The organism is Caldimonas tepidiphila (assembly GCF_003569765.1).
Classification (GTDB): Bacteria; Pseudomonadota; Gammaproteobacteria; order Burkholderiales; family Burkholderiaceae_C; genus Caldimonas; species Caldimonas tepidiphila.
Window position 1 is genome coordinate 1 of the sequence record NZ_QXMG01000061.1, and the last position, 18,993, is coordinate 18,993.

Below are 18,993 nucleotides of genomic sequence, written 5' to 3' on the forward strand. Positions count from 1 at the left end.
GCCTCCTGCCCCAGCCCGCCGGCTGATCCTCAGTTCAGCACCCCGGCTGAATACGTACGAATCGCTTTCGAGCGCATGAAAATAACGCACAAAATCTTTCCGGCCTGTTCTTAACCAGCGAACCGCCCAACCTCCACCTCGCCTCACAGAGAATTATGATTGTCGGCTGCGAAACCAGAGGCTGGAACGTACTAAAGAAAGAGGAAAAATTTGTCGGCCTTGCTGACTACATAGAAAAATCCCTCAGCAAGCACAAGAATTTTTTCGCAAACCAGCTACAACAAAAAAACTCGAAGGGTTTCGCTTTCCACAACTTCATCAGGTCGATTTCCGCCAAGTGCGGGAAGGAGGGGCTGATATATTCAAACTTGTTTTGCTTCTCTTGGAACAAAGGCAGCCCTATTGGAAGCCCACACTTTGAGACAATCAAGAAATACTCAGGCACCTTATTAAAAGCGCAAATAACGCACTTCAAACCAAATATCATTATTTTCGCCAACGGCATTAACAGCGCTTTCTATCGAAGAGAAATTTTCCCTATCGAAGGCCACGACCGGGTTTGCAACAAAGGCAAAGACTATCATCGTACCGACGACGTTTCCAAGCATCATCTTTGGGAATTCGAACTCTACGACAGAATTCGATGTTTCAGAATTCACCACCCATCTTCCAGGTCAAAAGAGGCAATAAAAGCGAGAGAACTCTTGCTTAAATTGCTGCCGGCGGCGCCCAAAAATTCCGAAACCAATATGTAGGCAGAATGCGTGGTACAACCAATTCACTCAAACCGCACCACCTTCGGCGGGCGGGTCAACTCAAACCCAAAAGGCTTCCCCCGCACGCAGACAATAACCGTCATTGAGAAGTTGCGCAGCGATTTCTCGAGTTCCTTTCCCAGCCACGCCACTCCGGCGCATCGCCTGCCCGGCATAGATCAGAGAAATCGAAGAAACATGGTAGGGACTACTGCAAAACCATACCCTGCCCTTCGCGCAGCGGCCCGGGGAGCGCTTCTCCGAAGAACGCGGATGGTGCCGTACCTCGCGCTGTTGGCGACGATGACGATGCATGTCGCTCGACGTCAATGACTTCCTGGGGGCACATCGGGGCGCAGCCGTCCTCAATGACGCAAGCCACAGTCTGAGCCTGAGCCGGGCGACGCAGCCTCAGGACTCTCCAACCCGGGCAAGCAGTTGCTCCGGTGCGCCGCAGGCCGGCGCCATTCCAGTGCGGGCGGGTTTAGCAGCAGCGCGACCGGGGTGACCTGTGGACTTTCGGAGCCGGGCCGCTGAAGCGCCAACTGGCCGCCGGGCTGTCGCGCCAATGAATGTCCAGAGCCGCTGCACGCAGGCGCAAGCCGGCTCGACAAGCTCAGGACCCGATCCGCATCCGAAGCCTCCGCGCCGCCTCCTCCGCCCGGGCGTCGTCGATCTCGCGCATCACACCGCCCATGTCCACCGGCCCGGCTTGGTGCTCGAAGCGGCCGGTGAGCACGGTGTCGGGGCGCAGCATGCCGCGCTGGTACAGGTCCCAGATCTCGTGCCCGTAGTCCGTCTGCAGCAACTCGGGCGCGAAGCGGCCGAAGAAGATGCGCAGGTTGGCGACGTCGCGCAGCAGCATGCGGCTCGCGTGGTTGTTGCCGGCGGCATCCACCGCCTGGGGCAGGTCGATGATGACCGGGCCGTCCTCGCCCAGCAGCACGTTGAACTCGGACAGGTCGCCGTGCACGACGCCGGCGCACAGCATGCGCACCACCTGGCCCAGCAGGGCGCCGTGGTGCAGGCGGGCCTCGTCCGGGGTGAAGTCCGAGTCGTTCAGCCGCGGCGCCGCGTCGCCGTTCGCGTCGGTGACCAGCTCCATCAGCAGCACGCCCTCGTGGAAGTTGTAGGGCGTCGGCACGCGCACTCCGGCCGCCGCCAGACGATAGAGCGCATCGACCTCGGCGTTCTGCCACGCCTCCTCGGTGGCCTGCTTGCCGAAACGGGTGCCCTTGGCCATCGCGCGGGCCTGCCGCGAGTTCTTGACCCGGCGGTTCTCGGTGTAGTCCACGGCCTGCCGGAAGCTGCGCTGCGTGGCCTCCTTGTAGACCTTGGCGCAGCGCGTCTCGTCGCCGCAGCGCACGACGTAGACCATCGCCTCCTTGCCGCTCATCAGCTGGCGCACGACCGTGTCGATCAGCCCTTCCTCGATCAATGCCTGCAGTCTCTTGGGTGGTTTCATCGCCGCGATTGTGCGCGCGGTGCCCGGGAAAACCGCGTTTTCCTTCCGCGCGGGGCGCCGTCGGCCTTCCTTTTCGAAAGGTCAAAAAGAAAATGAATGTGTTCGCCGGCTTTTGCGAGTACATTAGATCCCAGCGATACACAGGACCGGTTCTTCGAGGTCTCTCTTCTACCCGTCTTCCCTGAAGACGGCGTCGTTTGATCCCCCTGATAGACGTTTCTTGCGTGTTTCTGCATGCGAAGCATTCGCTTTGCCTGCTCTTTTCTTCATCTTTTATCTAGGAACGTCAAAATGGCTACCCAAACTGGCTCCGTCAAATGGTTCAACGAAAGCAAGGGCTTCGGCTTCATCGCTCCTGATGCGGGCGGCGCCGACCTGTTCGCGCACTTCCGCGACATCCAGGGCAACGGCTTCAAGACCCTGACGGAAAACCAGCGCGTCGAATTCGAAGTCAAGCAAGGCCAGAAGGGCCTGCAAGCCGCCAATATCCGCGCGCTGTAATCACTTGCAGGAATCGCCCGGGTGCCCTGCACCCCGGCGCCAGAAGGACCGCAGCATGGCTGCGGTTTTTTTTTACCCCTGGGGGGCGTTCCGGCACAAGCCGGTCGGCGTCACGAAGGCGTGAATGCGGCGGGGCCCGCGCCACGAGGCGCGAGGCGCCCCGTTCGACGCCATGCGGCCGGCGACGCGCTGCGCCACTCCCGATCAAGGAGCAAGACCATGAACAATGAGCAGGTTTTTCAGACCCGTGTCCAGTGGTGGGACGAGCACGTCCGCAATCTGCACGAGCTGCGCCGCCCGGTGTTCATCCAGACCGGCGCGTGGCCGGCCGCCGACGCGGGCGAGCCGGTGCAGGCCGAGGCCGAGGAGAAGCCCGGCGCGCTGGAGCAGCAGCGGGAGCTGTGCGCGGCGATCGCGCGGCGCTTCGGCGCGGGGGTGGAGCGCAGCGAGGACCCGGACGACGAGGCCGGCTATGCGGTGCTGGTCTACCGCGGCAAGGACATCGCCGAAGTCGGCTTCGGCCCCGGCATCCGCCGGGAGTACTTCGCCTGGCTGGAGCTCACCCAGCTCGCGCTCGTGATCGAGCGCTACGAGCAGTTCCGCGCCGGCTGAGCGCAAGGGCCGGCAGGAGCCTCCTGCCCGGCCGCAAGCGGGTGCTGCGCCGCGCTGCCGGCGCAGACCCGCGGCCGCCCTGCCCCTCGGCGCAGGCCGGCCTCCCCTTCCCCCCTTTCTGAAGAATCGGCCTGCCGCCGCCCTCACGCCAGGCGCATCTGCGGCGTGATCTGGCGCGGATCCACCCTCAGCTCGATCAGCGCGGGCCGCCCCGCCGCCTGCGCGCGCGCGAACGCGGCCGGGAAGTCCTCGTCGCGCTCCACCCGCTCGCCGTGCGCGCCGCAGGCCTGCGCCAGCGCCGCGAAGTCCGGGCCGGGCAGGTCGGTGCCGCTGACGCGGCCCGGGAAGCGCTTCTCCTGGTGCATGCGGATCGTGCCGTACATCGCGTTGTTGACGACGATGACGATGAGCTTGGCGCCGTGCTGCGCGGCGGTGGCGAGCTCCTGCGGGTACATCAGGAAGCAGCCGTCGCCGGCGAAGCAGACCACCGTGCGCTCCGGGTGGCGCAGCTTCGCGGCCACCGCCGCGGGCAATCCGTATCCCATCGCGCCGCAGGTCGGCGCGATCTCGGTGCGGCCCCGGCGGTAGCGGTAGAAGCGGTGCACCCAGACGGTGTAGTTGCCGGCGCCGTTGGTGAGGATGGCGTCGTCGGGCAGCGTCTCGTCCAGGTGCGCGACCACCGCGCCCATGTCCACGCCCGTCTGCTCGGGGTGGCGCGCCGGGCGCGTCGCGAACTCCAGGTGCTCGTGGCGCGCGGCGGCGGTCCAGTCGGCCCAGCGCGCGGACGCCGGGCCGGGCAGCGCCGCCAGCATCGCGGCGGCCTCGTTCACGCCGCTCTGGATCGCGAGCTCGGGCTGGTAGACGCGGCCGAGCTCCGCCGCGTCGGCGTGCACGTGGATCAGGCGCTGGCGCGGGCGCGGCGGCTCGAGCAGCGTGTAGCCGTTGGTGGCGATGTCGCCGAGCCGGGTGCCGACCGCGAGGATCAGGTCGGCGCCGCGCACGCGCTCGGCCAGCCGCGGGTTCACGCCCAGGCTCAGGTGCCCCGCGTACTGCGGCAGCCGGTTGTCGAACAGGTCCTGGCGGCGGAAGGCGCAGGCCACCGGCAGGTTCCAGCGCGCGACGAAGGCGGCGAGATTGGCGCGCGCCGCGTCGCTCCAGTTCGCGCCGCCGAGCAGCAGCAGCGGGCGCTCGGCCTGCGCCAGCAGCGTCGCGAGCCGCGCGCTCTGCGCGGCGCCGGGCGAGGCGCTCACCGGCTGGAAGGGGCGGGTGTCGGCCACCGCGCACTGCTCGCCGAGCACGTCCTCGGGCAGCGACAGCACCACCGGGCCGGGGCGGCCCGAGGTGGCGCACTGGTAGGCGCGCGCGACGAACTTGGGGATGCGCGCCGCGTCGTCGATCTCGGCCACCCACTTCGCCAGCGGCGCGAACATCCGCGTGTAGTCCACCTCCTGGAAGGCCTCGCGGCCGCGGTCGCCGCGCGAGATCTGGCCGATGAAGAGGATCATCGGCGTCGAGTCCTGCAGCGCGATGTGCGCGCCGATGCTCGCGTGCGTGGCGCCGGGGCCGCGCGTGACGAAGCAGATGCCGGGGCGGCCGGTGAGCTTGCCGTCGGCCTCGGCCATGTTGGCCGCCGCGCCCTCGTGCTTGGTGACGATGGTCTCGATCTCCGGGTGGTCGTACAGCGCGTCGAGCACGTCCAGGAAGCTCTCGCCGGGCACGCAGTAGATGCGGTCGGCGCCGTGGACGCGCAGCGCGTCGACGAGGATGCGCCCGCCCGAGCGCAGCGGGGGCGAGCCGGCGGCGGCGGGATGCGAGGGGGGCGTCTGGGAGGCGGAGGTGCTCATCGGGGCGGCTCGTCGGGGTCGGGTGGGAAGGACATGCTAGGACGCCCGGCGCGGGGCCGCGTCCCGCGGCTCGAGGGAATTCACCCTTCACTTGTCAGACAAGTGTACATATCGTGAATATGCTTGTACATTGATCTGCAGAGTTCGGGCCCGCAGCGACCGAGGCCCGCACCGCCCACCCGCAGAGGAGACAGACCATCATGGCCTTCCGCAAGTACATCGCCGCCCTCTCGTGCATCGCCGCGCTCGGCAGCGCCGCCGTCGCGGTCCACGCGCAGGAGAAGTGGCCCGCGAAGCCGATCACCTACGTCGTGCCCTTCGCCGCCGGCGGCACCACCGACATCCTCGGCCGCCTGATCTCCAGCAAGCTCGGGCCGGCGCTCGGCACGACGATGGTGGTCGAGAACAAGGCCGGGGCCGGCGGCAACATCGGCTCGGACCTCGTCGCCAAGGCGCGCCCCGACGGCTACACGATCCTCGGCGGCACGATCAGCTCGCACGCCATCAACGTCAGCCTCTACCCGAAGCTGCCCTACGACCCGGTCAGGTCCTTCGAGCCGGTCACGCTGATCGGCACGCTGCCCAACGTGCTGGTGGTCAACGCGAACAGCCCGCACCGCACGGTGGCCGACGTGATCGCGGCGGCCAAGGCCAGGCCCGAGGCGGTGAGCTTCGGCTCCTCGGGCAGCGGCACTTCGCAGCACCTCGCGGGCGAGCTGTTCCAGTCGATGACCGGGGCGAAGCTGCTGCACGTGCCCTACAAGGGCAGCGCGCCGGCGATGCAGGCGCTGCTCGGCGGCGAGGTCGGCATGGTGTTCGAGAACATCGTCGCCGCGGTGCCGCTGATCGAGGCGGGCAAGATCCGCGCGCTCGCGGTCACCTCCGCCAAGCGCGCCACCGGCCTGCCGAACGTGCCGACGCTGGCCGAGGCGGGCCTGCCCGGCTACGAGATCGTGTCCTGGCAGGCAGTGTTCGCGCCGGCCGGCACGCCGCAGGCGATCACGCAGCGCCTGGCCACCGAGATCGGCCGGATCATCCACGAGCCCGACGTGAAGGCGCAGCTCACCGCGCTCGGCGTCGAGGCCTCGGGCGCGGGCCCGGCCGAGCTCGCCGCCTTCCAGAAGGCGGAGGTGCAGAAGTGGGGCCAGCTGATCCGCAGCGCGAACATCACGCTGCAGTGAGGCGCCGCAGCCAGTGACCGGGCCGGGGCCGTCGCGCCCCCGCCCTCCTCCCTCTCTTTTCCCCGGAGCATTCCCGATGGACCTTCCCGTCCCCACCCCCGCGCTGCACCAGTGGGTCGCGGACCTCTGGCTCGCCGCCGGCTCCTCGGAGCGCGAGGCCGCGCTGACCGCGGACCACCTCGTCGGCGCCAACCTCGCCGGCCACGACTCGCACGGCGTCGGCATGGTGCCGCGCTACGTCAACTCCTGGCTCGCGGACGAGCTGCAGCTCAACCGGGACGCCGAGCTGGTGCAGGACGCCGGCTCGATGCTGGTGTTCGACGGCCGCCGCGGCATGGGCCAGTCGGTGACGCAGCAGGCGATGGCGCGGGCGATCGAGCGCGCGCAGGCGCAGGGCGTGTGCGTGATGGGCCTGCGCCACTCGCACCACCTCGGCCGCGTCGGCCACTGGGCCGAGCAGGCGGTCGAGGCCGGCCTCGTGTCGGTGCACTTCACCAACGCGGTCAGCAAGCCGATCGTCGCGCCGCACGGCGGCACGCAGGGCCGCTTCGTCACCAACCCGTTCACGGTCGGCATCCCGGTGCCGGGGCGCGCGCCGGTGCTGCTCGACTTCGCCACCAGCGCGATCGCGCTCGGCAAGGTGCGCGTGGCCTACAACAAGCAGGTCAAGGTGCCGCCGGGCTCGCTGCTCGACCGCGACGGCGCATTCACCGACGACCCCGGCGTGATGTTCCCGGGGGCCGGCACCGCGCCGGGCGCGCTGGTGCCTTTCGCGGGGCACAAGGGCCACGCGTTGGCGATGGTGTGCGAGCTGCTCGGCGCGGCGCTGATCGGCGGCGACACCACCCGGCCCGAGCACGCCGGGATGCAGCACGCGATCTGGAACAACATGCTCACGCTGCTGTTCGACCCGCAGCGCCTGGGCACCGCCGAGGTGTTCGGCAGCGAGCTGTCGGCCTTCGTCGAGTGGGTGAAGTCGGCGCCGCTGCAGCCCGGCTGCGACGGCATCCTGATGCCCGGCGAGCCGGAGCAGGCGATGCGCGAGGCGCGCCGCGACGCGATCCCGATCGACGCGGGCACGATGGCGCAGATGGACGCCGCCGCGGCGCAGGTGCAGAGCGCACGCGGCCGCTCGCCCGGTCCGCTGTCGGCGCTGGTCCGGGAGAATCCGGCGGGCGCGCGCATCGCCGCGTGATCCCCCCTGGATTCCAAGGAGCCCGAAAGACATGCCCCACCTCGTCATCGAATACACCGGCAACCTCGACGCCGACCCGACCCGCCTGCTCGCCGCCGCCAACGAGGCCCTGCTCGGCACCGGCGAGTTCGGCGAGACCGACATCAAGTCGCGCTGCGTGCGGCTCGAGCACTACCGCCACGGCGTCGAGGCGCGGCGCTCGGTGTTCGTGCACGCCACGCTCTCGATCCTGAGCGGGCGCACGGTGGAGACGCGCAAGCGCGTCGCGCAGGCGCTGGCGCAGGCGCTCGCCGCCTGCGTCCCGCCCTGCGCCGATGCCGAGGTCCCCGTCACCGTCGACCTGCGCGAGATGCAGCGCGAGACCTTCGGGAAGGCCGTGCTGCCGCCGGGCTGAGGCCGCACGACCCGCGCCGGCCCGCCCGGCGCCTTCCCTTTCCGCACCCAGCCGTCCCCCCCTTTCCGGAGCCGCCATGAAGACCACGCCCGTCACCGCCGAGGACCTGAGCCGTTCGGTGATCGCCGTCCCGCCGCTCGCGCGCCGCCGCGCCGACCTCGGCATCGACGAGGCCGCCAACCGCACGCTGATCCGCCACCTCGAGGACGGCGGCGTGCGCAGCCTGATGTACGGCGGCAACGCCAACCTCTACCACGTGCCGCTGGCCGAGTACCCGCGCCTGCTCGACTTCCTGGAGGAGGCGGCCGGCGCGGACACCTGGGTGCTGCCCTCGGCCGGGCCCGACTACGGCAAGGCGATGGATCAGGCGGCGATCCTGCGCTCGCGGCGCTTCCCGACCGCGATGCTGCTGCCGATGAGCTTCCCGTACACCGACGGCGGGCTGGCCGCCGGCATCCGCCGCTTCACCGACGCGATGGGCAGGCCGGCGGTGATCTACCTGAAGTCCGACAACTACATCGCACCGGCGACGCTCGCCGCCCTCGCCGAGGAAGGCCGCGTGGTGTCGGTCAAGTACGCGGTGGTGCGCGAGGACCCGGCGGCCGATCCCTACCTGCGCGAGGTGATCGCGGCGGTCGGTGCCGAGCGGGTGGTCAGCGGCATCGGCGAGCGCCCGGCGATCGTGCACCTGCGCGATCACGGCCTCAGGAGCTTCACCTCGGGCTCGGTCTGCGTCGCGCCGCGCGGCTCGATGGCGATCCTGCGCCTGGCGCAACAGGGCCGCTGGGACGAGGCCGCGCGGTTGCGCGAGGCCTACCTGCCGCTCGAGGACTGCCGCGACGGCATCAGCCCGATCCGCGTGCTGCACGACGCGGTGACGCTCGCCGGCATCGCCGACACGGGCCCGATGCTGCCGATGCTCGAGGGCCTCGGCGCCGCCGAGCGCGAGCGCGTGCAGCCGGTCGCGCGCGCGCTGCTCGCGCACGATCTCGCACTGGCGCGGCAGCCGCAGGCGGCCTGAGCGCCCGGCCGCGGGGGCGGGCGCCCCCCGGCTCTCTCAGCGGTCGCGCTCGCGGTCGACCATGCGCCGCAGCGCCTGCTGCAGGTGGAACTGCATCGCGATGCGGGCGCGCTCGCCGTCCTGCTCGCGGATCGCGTCGACGATCGCGGCGTGCTCGTCCACGACGCGCTGCGCGCGGTGCTTCGAGCCGGTGCGCGTCAGGCTCAGCGACAGGCGCAGGAAGCCGCTGAGCGACTCGTGGATGTGCTGCAGCACCTCGAGGAAGAAGTCGTTCTGCGTCGCTGCGGCGATGCTGGAGTGGAAGGCGAGGTCGTCCTGCGGGTCGGGCCGGCCGTTGATGGCGTTGCGCGAGAAGCGCTCCTGCGCCTCCTCGATCGCCTGCAGGTGCTCGTCGGTGCGGCGCAGCGCCGCCAGGCGCGCCGCGTCGCCCTCCAGCGAGATGCGCACCTCCTGGCAGCGCAGGTAGGAGGCCACGTCCTGCGCGCGCGCGAAGCTCTGGATGCGCGCCACCGGCTGGTGGCTCACGAAGGTGCCGAGCCCCTGGTGCGAGGTCACGAGCCCGTCGGCGCCGAGCCGCAGCAGCGCCTCGCGGACCACCGGCCGCGACACGCCGAAGCTGTCGCAGATCTCCTTCTCCGAGGGCAGGCGGTCGCCGACCTTGAGCTGCCCCGACACGATCTGCTCGAAGATCTGGCCGTAGAGCTGGTCGCTCAGCCGCGTGCGCTGGCCGCGCGCGAGCACCAGCTTGCCGCTCGTGGCGGCGGGCGGGGCGCTCTTGTCTTCGGGCGGACGTTGCGATGGGGGCATGGGCGGTTCCTGGCGGGCCGGCTGCGGGGACGGCGGATGCGGTCGCGCATTTTGACAGGGAGCGGCGGGACGAGCCGGGCGCGCAAGCCCCCGGATGCCGCGCCGCGGCCCGCGGCGTGATAGAAGAGCGCCCTCCCCGACGACCAAGCCCGGAACGCGCGCCATGAAACTGAAGATGTCCCCCAATTCGCTGTTCGCGATCCTGCTGCGCTCGCCGTGGTGGGCCAGCGCCGCGCTCGCGGCCCTGGTCGCGGCGCTCGCGGGCGTGGTGCTGCCGGCCGAGCACCGCGCCCTGTCGGTATTCGCCGCGCTGCCCTTCATCGTCATCGCGCTGGTCGCGGCGGTGCGGCAGCTGCGCGCGCCGAGCGCCTCGCGCGTCGAGGAGACGCTGCGCTCGGTGTCGGCACAGTCCTGGGCCGAGTTCGCCGCGACGATGGAGGCCGCGCTGCGCCGCGACGGCATCGAGGTGCGGCGCCTGAACACGCCGGGCGCCGACTTCGAGCTCGGCCCGGCCGGCGCCCCGACGACGCTCGTGAGCTGCCGGCGCTGGAAGGCCGCGGCCACCGGCATCGAGCCGCTGCGCGAGCTGCTCGCGGCGCGCCGCGACCGCGAGGGGGCGCGACTCGTCTACGTGGTGCTCGGCGAGGTGGGGGACAAGGCGCGGCGCCATGCCGCGGAGCACGGCATCCGCATCATGCAGGGGCAGGAGCTGGCGCAGTTCCTCTGCGGCCGGCCCTGGGCCAAGGTGCTGGCCGCAAGCTGAGGCCGGTGCGCGGCCACCCCGGCCGCGCCTTCACTCCAGCGGGAGCGCCTCGATCGAATCCCGCCCCACGAGCTGCTCGAACTCGTCGGCGAGGCGCTGGCTCTCGGCCACCGCGCGCGTCCAGGCCGCGATGCGCCCCTCGACGTCGTCGGCGTAGGTCTTGAAGTCCTTGCGGTCGGGCAGCTTCCCGCCCGGCAGCGCGCGGGCGATCCACTGCGGGTCGGGTGCCAGCACCACGACGTTGTCGAGCCGCGCGGTGGCGCGGTGGCGGTGGCGCAGCGCCTTGTCGAGCCAGCCCGGCACGATGGATTGCTGGAAGTGCGGATACAGCACCAGGCCCTCGCCCATCGAGGCGTAGTCCAGGTGCAGGTGGTAGTCGGTGAGGCCGCCGTCCCAGTACGCGCCCTCGGGCGCGCCGGGGATGTCGTGCACGGCATCGAGCCAGAAGGGGATCGAGCAGCTGGCCAGCAGGGCCGCGTGCAGGTTCCGCGCGTCGAGCGCCACCCGATGCGTGCGGAAGTCCTGCAGCCCGATCGGCAGCTGCGGCGCGCGCGGGTCGTGGAACACGACGCGCTCCAGCCAGCCGCCCAGCGCCGCGCGGCTCACCGCGTTGGCGGCGAAGGCGCCCGCGTAGCCGAGCGGCGTGCGCCAGCGGCACTGGCGGCGCAGCAGGCGGTGGCAGCCGCGCGACGTGAACACGTGCAGCCGGTAGCGCGGATGCCCCAGCACGTCCCCCGCGCGGCGCACCAGCGGATCCACGATCTGCACGCCGACCTGCTCGCTGACATGGCGCGGGTGCGGCGGCTTGCCGGGCCGGTGCTCGTAGCGCTGGCCGATGTAGTCCTGCACCCGCTGCGCGAAGGCCTCGTCCGGGTCGGGCAGGCAGGCGCAGGCCATGCGCCAGGCGCCGATCGAGGCGCCGAGCAGGTGCACCGGCTGCGTGCCGCGCGCGAGCCAGCGGCCGAAGACGAAGCGGTCGAGCGGATTGAGGATCAGCCCCTTGGGCCCGCCCGCCGCGGCCGGAACGATGCGCACGTCCTCGGGCGAGAGGCCGCGTTCACGCAGGCGCTGGCGGGCCGTGCGGCCGGCATGGATGCGAAGGGCTTGCAGCTTCAAGGAAGACGCTTCGTGGGACGGGCCCGTCGCCGCGGCGACAGGCGGGCTCATGAACCCGGGAGGGACGGGCGGGGCATGACGGCGCAGGCCTCGCGGAGTGCGAAGCATACGCGAGCGAGACGCCCCTGCCACACGGGGCGAGGTCGCAACCGGCTCGAAGCTGGCTGCCCCACATAGTTCCGCATTGCAGAATTATCGGGAAACCGAGCCCCGGATTCAGGGGGCGGCCGTTTCCCCTGCATACATCCTGCCATTTGACAATTCCCCGGCACCGCACTGTTCCGAACCGTCGATTCTTGTTCTGCAGTGCGGAGCATGTCGTAACTTCAAGGACCGTCCGTGAAAGACGGAGCGCGCCTCGTCGCTGCACGAGAAGCCACCGTTGCTCGCAACGCTCCCGAGTGGAGGAGATGTATGAGAAAGATCCGCTTCAAGGCGCAGGGTGGTGCGCTGTTCGCAACGCTGGGACTGGCAACCGTCCTCGGCGCCTGCTCCGGTTCCCTTTCCGAGGAGTCTTCCGGGGGGCCGACGGATACGCGCGTCGGCGCCCAGGCGCAGAAGCCGCCCAAGGGGTCGGGCAGCGTGCCGGGGACGATCGCGGTGCTGTCCAGCCGCGCCGACCTGATCAGCGGCGGCGACGCGCTGGTCGAGATCCGGCTGGACCCGTCCGTCTCCCCCGACGCGGTGCGCGTCGAGCTCAACGGCAGCGACATCACCGCGGCCTTCGCGCGCCGCGAGGATGGCCGCTACCTCGGCCTCGTGCAGGGCATGGCGCTGGGCGGCAACGAGCTCGTCGCGCGCTGGCCCGGCGGCGGGCAGCGCATGACGCTCACCAACCACCCGATCGGCGGCCCGATCTTCTCCGGCCCCCAGATCCAGCCCTGGACCTGCCTCGGCACCGTGGACGACGCGCAGTGCAACCGCGCGCCGACGATCGCGTACCGGTACAAGTCCACCGCGGGCAGCGGCTTCCGGGCCTACGACCCGGCCAACCCGCCCGCCGACGTCGCGAGCACCACCACCGACGAGGGCAAGACGGTGCCCTTCATCGTCCGCGTGGAGACCGGCAACCTCAACCGCGACGAGTACCGCTTCGCGGTCCTGTGGGACCCGGCCAAGGCCTCCAGGCCGTGGACGCCGCCCGAGGGCTTCAACCGCAAGCTGGTGATCTACCACGGCGCGAGCTGCAACACCGACTACCAGACCGGCTCGGCGCCGGACGTGCTCGACGAGCAGGTGCTCGGCAAGGGCTACGCGACGATGTCGCACGCGCTCAACAACTCGGGCCACAACTGCAACCTGGTGGTGCAGGCCGAGGCGATGCTGATGACCAAGGAGCGCGTGGTCGAGACGCTCGGGGACCTGCGCTACACGATCGGCAGCGGCTGCTCGGGCGGTGCGCTGGCGCAGCAGTGGGTGGCCAACGCCTACCCGGGCCTGTACCAGGGCATCACCACCGGCTGCAGCTTCGCGGACTCCTGGACCTCGCGCGTGCAGTACAGCGACTACATGCTGATGCGCGCCTACTTCGAGGACCCGACGCGCTGGGGGCTGGGCGTGCTGTGGGACCCGCTGGCGATCGAGGCGGCGCTGGGCCATCCGAACCCGGCCAACCCGATCACCTTCACGACCGTGATCCCGGACAACAGCGACCCGACCCGCCCCTGCAACGGCGTGCCGCCCGAGCAGCTCTACCACCCGCAGAACAACCCGGGCGGCGTGCGCTGCAGCGCGTCCGACTACTGGATCAACATCATCGGCCGCCGCCCGGCCGAGCTGTGGACCGACGTCGAGCGCCAGCTGGGCTACGGCTTCGCAGGCGTGCCCTTCGACAACACCGGCGTGCAGTACGGCCTGCGCGGCCTGATCGACGGCCGGCTGACGCCGCAGCAGTTCATCGACCTCAACGTCAAGCTCGGCGGCTACGACATCGACCGCAACCCGATCGCCGCACGCTCGCAGGGCGACGTGTTCGCGATCGAGCGCATCGGCCGCAGCGGCGGCGCCAACATGGCCAACAACCTGCACGAGACCGCGATCATCGACCTGCGCGGCCCGGACCCCGGCGCCTTCCACGACGTCTACCGCACCTACGTGGTCCGCGCGCGGCTCGAGCGCGAGCACGGCCACGCCGACAACCAGGTGCTGTGGCGCGGCACGGTGCCGCTGTACGGCGACACGACCTTCGCCGACGAGTCGATCTACGCGATGAGCCGCTGGCTCGACGCGGTGGTCGCCGACACCAGCGACAAGCCGCTGGCGCGCAAGATCGTCGAGAACCGCCCGGCGGACGTGGCCGACCGCTGCACCGACGGCGCGGGCGTCGACATGCCGGCGAGCTACTGCGACGCGATCGTGACGAGCTACACGAGCCCCCGCATCGAGGCCGGCATGCCCTTCACCGACGACGTGCTGAAGTGCCAGCTCAAGCCGCTGCTGCGCTCGGACTACTACCCGGTGTTCTTCACGGACGCGCAGTGGAGCCGGCTCCAGCAGATCTTCCCGCTGGGGGTGTGCGACTACAGCAAGCCCGGCGTCGGTAAGCAGCTCACGGTGCCCTGGCTCAACTACCGCGCCGGCCCGGGCGGCGAGCCGCTCGGCACGCCGCCACAGTCCCGCCCGCTGTAAGCGCGGCCCGCGAGCCGATGACCCGCAGGCGCGAGCCTGCGGGCGCGGGGGCCGGCCGTGCCCGGGCCCTCGGCACCGCCCGCCCGTTTCGCGTATCGTGCGTCTGCCCGTGTCTCCCATCGATTCAATCTCAAGGAACATCGACAAGCATGGACAGAAGAAGCTTCCTGGGCACGACGTTCTTCGGCGCGACCGCCCTCGCGTTCACCTCGGCGTGGTCGCAGGCCACGCCGAACCTGGGCACCCCGACGCCCGCGGCGCCGGGGTTCCGGCGCATGAAGCTGGGCGCGATGGAGGTGATCGCGATCAACGACGGCGTGGTGCGCCGTCCGCTGGGCGAGGAGTTCGTCACCAACGCGCCCCTGGAGCAGGTCAAGGCGCTGCTGGCCTCGCAGGGCCTGCCGACGGACCACGTGGACGTGCCCTACACGCCCTTCCTGGTCGTGAGCGGCAACCGGCGCATCCTCTTCGACACGGGCTTCGCGGACAACGGCCCGCCGACCACCGGGCGCTTGCGCGCCAACATGGAGGCCGCCGGCTTCAAGCCCGAGGACGTGACGGACGTGGTGATCAGCCACTACCACGGCGACCACATCAACGGCCTGCGCGCGAAGGACGGGTCGCTGGTGTTCCCGCGCGCCAAGGTGCACGTGCCGGCGCCGGAGCACGCCTTCTGGATGGACGACGCGCGCATGGAGGCCGCGCCGCAGGCCGCGCGGGGCGCGTTCCAGAACGCGCGCCGGGTCATCGGCAGCCTCCCCGCGGAGCAGCTGGTGCGCTTCGAGCCGGGGGCCGAGATCGCGCCCGGCATCGTCGCCAGCGCCGCCTTCGGCCACACGCCGGGGATGTGCATCTTCAAGGTCACGTCCGAGGGCCGCGCCTTCCACTACGTGGCGGACGTGACCAACATCCCCACGCTCTTCGCGCGCAACCCGGACTGGGCCGTCGTCTTCGACATGGACCCGCACATGGCCCGCATGACGCGCCGCCGCGTGTTCGACAGCATGGTGAAGGAGCGCGCGCTCACCGGCGGATTCCACTTCCCCTTCCCGGCCTTCGGCACCATCGAGACGGCGGGCAGCGGCTACCAGTTCAAGCCCGCGGCCTGAATCGCGCTTCGTCCACGGGCAGGGGGCACCCATCGGGTGCCCTTTTCCGTTTCCGGCCCGTCACGGGAGTCGGGGAGCGCCTCGACGCGCGTCGAAGAAGGCGCGGCGATACGAGGACGGCGAGGTGCCGAACCGGGCGGCGAACTGCTGGCGCAGCGACAGTGACGTCCCGAAGCCCACCGCGGTCGCGATGTGCTCGATCGGCATGTCGGTGGTCTCGAGGAGCTGCTGCGCGCGCGCCAGGCGCTCGCCGGCCAGCCACTTGAGGACCGTCGTGCCGGTGGCCTCCCGGAAGCGCCGCGTGAAGGTGCGCCGGCTCATGTGCGCGGCGTCGGCCAGCACGTCGAGCGAGAGCGGTTCGGCCAGACGCTCGCGGGCCCACTCCAGCACGCCGGGCAGCCGGTTCTCGCTGGGCAGCTCGGGCACCGGCTGCTCGATGAACTGGGCCTGACCGCCCTGCCGGTGAGGCGGCGTCACCAGCAGCCTCGCGACCCGGTTGGCGACATCGGCGCCGTGGCGCTCGCGCACCAGGTTCAGGCAGCAGTCGATCGCGGCCACCGTCCCGGCGGAGGTGATGACGCCCCCGTCGTCGACATAGAGCACGTCGGGCCGGAAGTCGGCCTTCGGGAAGCGCCGGGCGAAGAGGTCCCGGCAGGCCCAGTGCGTGGTCGCCTGCCGGCCGTCGAGCAGGCCGGCATCCCCGAGCACGAAGGCGCCCAGGCACAGCCCCACCACCTGCGCGCCTCGCTCGTGCGCCCGCCGAAGCGCGTCGGTGAGCACCGCCGGAGCCGGGGTCTGCGGATCGTTCCACGCGGGCACGATGACCAGCTCGGCGTCGGCCATGGGGGCGAGGCCCTGCGGGACGTCGATCACGACGCCCTGCGAGCAGCGCACGAGGCCGGGAAGCGGTGCGCAGTACCTCACCTCGTAGGGCGGAAGACCGGCGGGAGCCGGCTCGACGCCGAGCACCAGGCCCGGCACCGAGAGGTGGAACAGGCTGACGCCCTCGAAGGCGACGACGGCGACTCGGACGGCTTGCATGGGCGGGAGAGCGGCAGCAGAAGAATGGCCCGATTCTATCGTTGCGTGTATTTCTGGCCAATGGTCAAGTGCACGCGGCCTTCGGAGAATTCCCGGACGCAGGAAACGGCGCGTCCCGCGCCCCGATCAACCCCCCTTTCTTCCGACCGACATGAACCTTCCCGACCTCATCCGCACCTCCCTCGCCGCGAGCTGCACGTCCTTCCTCGTCGCCTGCGGCACCCCGGGCGCCGGCGACCCGGCCGCATCCCCTGCAGGCGGCCAGACGGTTGCGGTCCAGCAGATCCGCAACGCCACCCTGAAGGTGGAATACGCCGGCACGACCTTCCTGATCGACCCGATGCTGGCGAGGAAGGGCGCCTACCCGGGGTTCGAGGGCACCTACAACAGCCACCTGCGCAACCCGCTGGTCGAGTTGCCGATGCCCGTCGAGGAGGCGATGAAGGCCGATGCCGTCATCGTCACCCACACCCACCTCGACCACTGGGACGAGGTCGCCCGGCAACGCCTGCCCAAGGACATGCCGGTCTTCGCGCAGAACGAGAAGGATGCGGCGGACATCCGCAAGGACGGCTTCACGAACGTGCGGGTCCTCGGCGAGAACACGGTGTTCAAGGGCACGCGCCTGAGCAAGACCGGCGGCCAGCACGGCGACGACAGGACGATGGCGGTTGCCGGCGAGCTGCTGGGCTCCGTCTCCGGGGTCGTCTTCCAGCGCCCTGGCCACAAGACCGTCTATGTGGCGGGCGACACCGTGTGGAACCGCCACGTCGAAGACGCGCTCAGGCAGTACAGGCCGGACGTGATCGTCCTCAACACCGGCTATGCGCGGATCCAGGGGCTGGAGGGCTCGATCATCATGGGCAAGGAGGACCTGGAGCGCGCTCATAGGGCCGCCCCGCAGGCCACGCTGATCGGCAGCCACATGGAAGCGGTCAACCACGGCATGCAGACGCGCAGGGAACTGCGCGACTTCATCGCCGAGAAGGGGATGGATCCGCAGCGCGTGCGGGTGCCGGCCGACGGCGAGACGCTCCGCTTCTAGGAAGCGGAGCGCGCCTGTCGCGGCGGGGCCGCTACAGCAGCCGTGCCAGCAAGGCGCCCTCGGCAGGCGCGCCCAGGGGCAGCCAGACCCGCACCGGGCTGCCCTGCGCCACCTGCACCGGCACGCCGTCGAGGCTGGTCATCTCGCCGACGGTGACGCGGCGGTTGCCGCCCGGGTGGATCACCTCCAGCGTGTCGCCCACGGCGAAGCGGTTCTTGGTCTCGACCTCGGCCCAGCCGTCGGACTCGCGCACCGAGCGCACCTCGCCGACGAACTGGCTGCGGCGCGCCTCGGAGCTGCCGCTCGCGTAGTTCTGGTAGTCCTGGCTCGGCCGGCGCTCCAGGAAGCCGGCGGTGTAGCCGCGGTTGGACAGGCCCTCGAGCTCGAGCAGCAAGGCCGGGTCGAAGGGGCGGCCCGCCACCGCGTCGTCGATGGCGCGGCGGTAGATCTGCGCGGTGCGCGCCACGTAGTAGCGGCTCTTGGTGCGGCCCTCGATCTTGAGCGAATCGACGCCGATCCTCGCCAGCCGCTCGACATGCTCGACCGCGCGCAGGTCCTTGCTGTTGAGGATGTAGGTGCCGTGCTCGTCCTCCATGACGGGCATGAACTGGCCGGGGCGCTCCTTTTCTTCAAGCAGGTAGACCCGATCGGCCAGCGGGTGGCGCGGGCTGCCGCCGCAGGCGGCGAAGGCGCTCTCGGCCTCAGCCTGCGCCTGCGCGAAATCGAAGTCGCCCTCCAGCCTGAGCGCCTGGACCTCGCCGCTGTCGGTCTCGTCGGTGGCGCCGTGGGTCTTGTAGTCCCAGCGGCAGGCGTTGGTGCAGGTGCCCTGGTTCGGGTCGCGCCGGTTGAAGTAGCCCGACAGCAGGCAGCGGCCCGAGTAGGCGATGCACAGCGCGCCGTGCACGAAGACTTCCAGCTCGATGTCGGGGCACTCGTTGCGGATCGCCTCGATCTCGTCGAGGCTCAGCTCGCGCGACAGGATGATGCGCGCCACGCCCACCTTCTGCCAGAACTTCACCGCGGCCCAGTTGACCGTGTTGGCCTGCACCGAGAGGTGGATCGGCACCTCGGGCCAGTCGCGCTCCATCCTCTCGCGCACCATCATGATCAGGCCCGGGTCGGCCATGATCAGCGCGTCGGGGCGCAGCGCGATCACCGGCTCGATGTCGCGCAGGTAGGTGCGCACCTTGTCGTTGTGCGGCAGCAGGTTGCTGGTGACGAAGAACTTGCGGCCGCGCGCATGGGCCTCGGCGATGCCTTGCCCGATCTGTTCCAAGCGGAACTCGTTGTTGCGCGCGCGCAGGCTGTAGCGCGGCTGGCCCGCATAGACGGCGTCGGCGCCGAAGTCGTAGGCCGCCCGCATCCGGTCCAGCGATCCGGCGGGCAGCAGCAATTCAGGGGATTTGAGCTTCACACCCCGGATTGTCCACTGCCGCCCGCTGCTGGCCGGGAGCCGCGAGTTGCCTCGAACGCCCGCCGCAGCGCGTGTGCCTGCCCGGAAGGGCGCGAAATGGCC

Annotated in this window: 17 protein-coding genes; 11 read left to right on the plus strand and 6 right to left on the minus strand. The window is 70.4% G+C overall.

All coding sequences use genetic code 11. From position 1 onward, the window contains the following. Positions 1-155 precede the first annotated feature (155 nt). A complete protein-coding gene (locus D3A59_RS25550; protein ID WP_157991619.1) occupies positions 156-755 on the plus strand; it encodes a hypothetical protein in 600 nt (199 codons plus the stop codon). A 616-nt stretch (positions 756-1,371) separates the two neighbouring features. Here D3A59_RS25550 and D3A59_RS20860 read toward each other — a convergent pair. Continuing rightward, positions 1,372-2,220, minus strand: coding sequence for a PA4780 family RIO1-like protein kinase (locus D3A59_RS20860; RefSeq protein WP_119157257.1), 849 nt, complete (start codon positions 2,218-2,220; stop codon positions 1,372-1,374). A 291-nt stretch (positions 2,221-2,511) separates the two neighbouring features. Between D3A59_RS20860 and cspE the strand changes: the two genes are divergently transcribed. Both cspE and D3A59_RS20870 read left to right on the plus strand, forming a co-directional pair. Further along, positions 2,512-2,721 carry a transcription antiterminator/RNA stability regulator CspE gene (cspE, locus tag D3A59_RS20865; protein ID WP_119157258.1) on the plus strand — a complete coding sequence of 70 codons (210 nt, stop codon included), beginning with the start codon at positions 2,512-2,514 and terminating at the stop codon, positions 2,719-2,721. A 219-nt stretch (positions 2,722-2,940) separates the two neighbouring features. After that, the gene (locus D3A59_RS20870; RefSeq protein ID WP_119157259.1) at positions 2,941-3,333 is read left to right on the plus strand and encodes a hypothetical protein; all 393 of its coding nucleotides are present in this window, start codon (positions 2,941-2,943) and stop codon (positions 3,331-3,333) included. A 143-nt stretch (positions 3,334-3,476) separates the two neighbouring features. On the opposite strand, the gene D3A59_RS20875 is transcribed toward D3A59_RS20870, so the two are convergent. After that, on the minus strand, positions 3,477-5,177 hold the full coding sequence (locus D3A59_RS20875; protein ID WP_119157260.1) for a thiamine pyrophosphate-binding protein: 1,701 nt from the start codon (positions 5,175-5,177) through the stop codon (positions 3,477-3,479). A gap of 200 nt (positions 5,178-5,377) precedes the next feature. Between D3A59_RS20875 and D3A59_RS20880 the strand changes: the two genes are divergently transcribed. From D3A59_RS20880 to D3A59_RS20895, 4 genes are all read left to right on the plus strand, one after another. Further along, positions 5,378-6,358, plus strand: coding sequence for a Bug family tripartite tricarboxylate transporter substrate binding protein (locus tag D3A59_RS20880; RefSeq protein ID WP_119157261.1), 981 nt, complete (start codon positions 5,378-5,380; stop codon positions 6,356-6,358). A 76-nt stretch (positions 6,359-6,434) separates the two neighbouring features. Then, a complete protein-coding gene (locus D3A59_RS20885; protein ID WP_119157262.1) occupies positions 6,435-7,553 on the plus strand; it encodes a malate/lactate/ureidoglycolate dehydrogenase in 1,119 nt (372 codons plus the stop codon). Between the two features lie 31 nt (positions 7,554-7,584). Continuing rightward, positions 7,585-7,947 carry a 5-carboxymethyl-2-hydroxymuconate Delta-isomerase gene (locus D3A59_RS20890; protein WP_119157263.1) on the plus strand — a complete coding sequence of 121 codons (363 nt, stop codon included), beginning with the start codon at positions 7,585-7,587 and terminating at the stop codon, positions 7,945-7,947. Between the two features lie 76 nt (positions 7,948-8,023). After that, positions 8,024-8,968: a dihydrodipicolinate synthase family protein gene (locus tag D3A59_RS20895; protein WP_119157264.1), complete on the plus strand. Its 945-nt coding sequence runs from the start codon at positions 8,024-8,026 to the stop codon at positions 8,966-8,968. Between the two features lie 36 nt (positions 8,969-9,004). On the opposite strand, the gene D3A59_RS20900 is transcribed toward D3A59_RS20895, so the two are convergent. Then, positions 9,005-9,775: a FadR/GntR family transcriptional regulator gene (locus tag D3A59_RS20900; protein ID WP_119157265.1), complete on the minus strand. Its 771-nt coding sequence runs from the start codon at positions 9,773-9,775 to the stop codon at positions 9,005-9,007. 163 nt (positions 9,776-9,938) lie between these two features. Here D3A59_RS20900 and D3A59_RS20905 point away from each other — a divergent pair, with 163 nt between their 5' ends. Then, complete coding sequence (locus D3A59_RS20905) at positions 9,939-10,538, plus strand: restriction endonuclease (RefSeq protein WP_119157266.1); 600 nt, start codon at positions 9,939-9,941, stop codon at positions 10,536-10,538. A gap of 30 nt (positions 10,539-10,568) precedes the next feature. Here D3A59_RS20905 and D3A59_RS20910 read toward each other — a convergent pair whose 3' ends face one another. Beyond that, the gene (locus D3A59_RS20910; RefSeq protein WP_119157282.1) at positions 10,569-11,648 is read right to left on the minus strand and encodes a patatin-like phospholipase family protein; all 1,080 of its coding nucleotides are present in this window, start codon (positions 11,646-11,648) and stop codon (positions 10,569-10,571) included. 420 nt (positions 11,649-12,068) lie between these two features. Here D3A59_RS20910 and D3A59_RS20915 point away from each other — a divergent pair, with 420 nt between their 5' ends. Next, positions 12,069-14,282 (plus strand): DUF6351 family protein, encoded by a 2,214-nt coding sequence (locus D3A59_RS20915; protein WP_119157267.1) that lies wholly within the window; start codon positions 12,069-12,071, stop codon positions 14,280-14,282. Positions 14,283-14,431: 149 nt separating this feature from the next. Continuing rightward, positions 14,432-15,391: an MBL fold metallo-hydrolase gene (locus tag D3A59_RS20920; protein WP_119157268.1), complete on the plus strand. Its 960-nt coding sequence runs from the start codon at positions 14,432-14,434 to the stop codon at positions 15,389-15,391. Between the two features lie 60 nt (positions 15,392-15,451). Here D3A59_RS20920 and D3A59_RS20925 read toward each other — a convergent pair whose 3' ends face one another. Further along, a complete protein-coding gene (locus D3A59_RS20925; RefSeq protein ID WP_119157269.1) occupies positions 15,452-16,432 on the minus strand; it encodes a GlxA family transcriptional regulator in 981 nt (326 codons plus the stop codon). Between the two features lie 151 nt (positions 16,433-16,583). Between D3A59_RS20925 and D3A59_RS20930 the strand changes: the two genes are divergently transcribed. Continuing rightward, entirely contained in the window at positions 16,584-17,477 is an 894-nt protein-coding gene (locus D3A59_RS20930) for an MBL fold metallo-hydrolase (RefSeq protein ID WP_119157270.1), read from the plus strand. 31 nt (positions 17,478-17,508) lie between these two features. Here the strand turns inward: D3A59_RS20930 and trhP are convergent, their stop codons facing one another. Beyond that, the gene (trhP, locus tag D3A59_RS20935; RefSeq protein WP_119157271.1) at positions 17,509-18,891 is read right to left on the minus strand and encodes a prephenate-dependent tRNA uridine(34) hydroxylase TrhP; all 1,383 of its coding nucleotides are present in this window, start codon (positions 18,889-18,891) and stop codon (positions 17,509-17,511) included. Positions 18,892-18,993: the final 102 nt, after the last annotated feature.

What these genes read in the sequence shown, in the direction of transcription:
- D3A59_RS20885 (WP_119157262.1), top strand. Translation starts at nt 6,435, where the DNA reads ATGGACCTTCCCGTCCCCACCCCCGCGCTGCACCAGTGGGTCGCGGAC.
- cspE (WP_119157258.1), top strand. Translation starts at nt 2,512, where the DNA reads ATGGCTACCCAAACTGGCTCCGTCAAATGGTTCAACGAAAGCAAGGGC.
- D3A59_RS20890 (WP_119157263.1), top strand. Translation starts at nt 7,585, where the DNA reads ATGCCCCACCTCGTCATCGAATACACCGGCAACCTCGACGCCGACCCG.
- D3A59_RS20920 (WP_119157268.1), top strand. Translation starts at nt 14,432, where the DNA reads ATGGACAGAAGAAGCTTCCTGGGCACGACGTTCTTCGGCGCGACCGCC.
- D3A59_RS20905 (WP_119157266.1), top strand. Translation starts at nt 9,939, where the DNA reads ATGAAACTGAAGATGTCCCCCAATTCGCTGTTCGCGATCCTGCTGCGC.
- D3A59_RS20930 (WP_119157270.1), top strand. Translation starts at nt 16,584, where the DNA reads ATGAACCTTCCCGACCTCATCCGCACCTCCCTCGCCGCGAGCTGCACG.
- D3A59_RS20895 (WP_119157264.1), top strand. Translation starts at nt 8,024, where the DNA reads ATGAAGACCACGCCCGTCACCGCCGAGGACCTGAGCCGTTCGGTGATC.
- D3A59_RS20925 (WP_119157269.1), bottom strand. Translation starts at nt 16,432, where the DNA reads ATGCAAGCCGTCCGAGTCGCCGTCGTCGCCTTCGAGGGCGTCAGCCTG.
- D3A59_RS20915 (WP_119157267.1), top strand. Translation starts at nt 12,069, where the DNA reads ATGAGAAAGATCCGCTTCAAGGCGCAGGGTGGTGCGCTGTTCGCAACG.
- D3A59_RS25550 (WP_157991619.1), top strand. Translation starts at nt 156, where the DNA reads ATGATTGTCGGCTGCGAAACCAGAGGCTGGAACGTACTAAAGAAAGAG.
- D3A59_RS20880 (WP_119157261.1), top strand. Translation starts at nt 5,378, where the DNA reads ATGGCCTTCCGCAAGTACATCGCCGCCCTCTCGTGCATCGCCGCGCTC.
- D3A59_RS20900 (WP_119157265.1), bottom strand. Translation starts at nt 9,775, where the DNA reads ATGCCCCCATCGCAACGTCCGCCCGAAGACAAGAGCGCCCCGCCCGCC.
- D3A59_RS20860 (WP_119157257.1), bottom strand. Translation starts at nt 2,220, where the DNA reads ATGAAACCACCCAAGAGACTGCAGGCATTGATCGAGGAAGGGCTGATC.
- D3A59_RS20870 (WP_119157259.1), top strand. Translation starts at nt 2,941, where the DNA reads ATGAACAATGAGCAGGTTTTTCAGACCCGTGTCCAGTGGTGGGACGAG.
- D3A59_RS20875 (WP_119157260.1), bottom strand. Translation starts at nt 5,177, where the DNA reads ATGAGCACCTCCGCCTCCCAGACGCCCCCCTCGCATCCCGCCGCCGCC.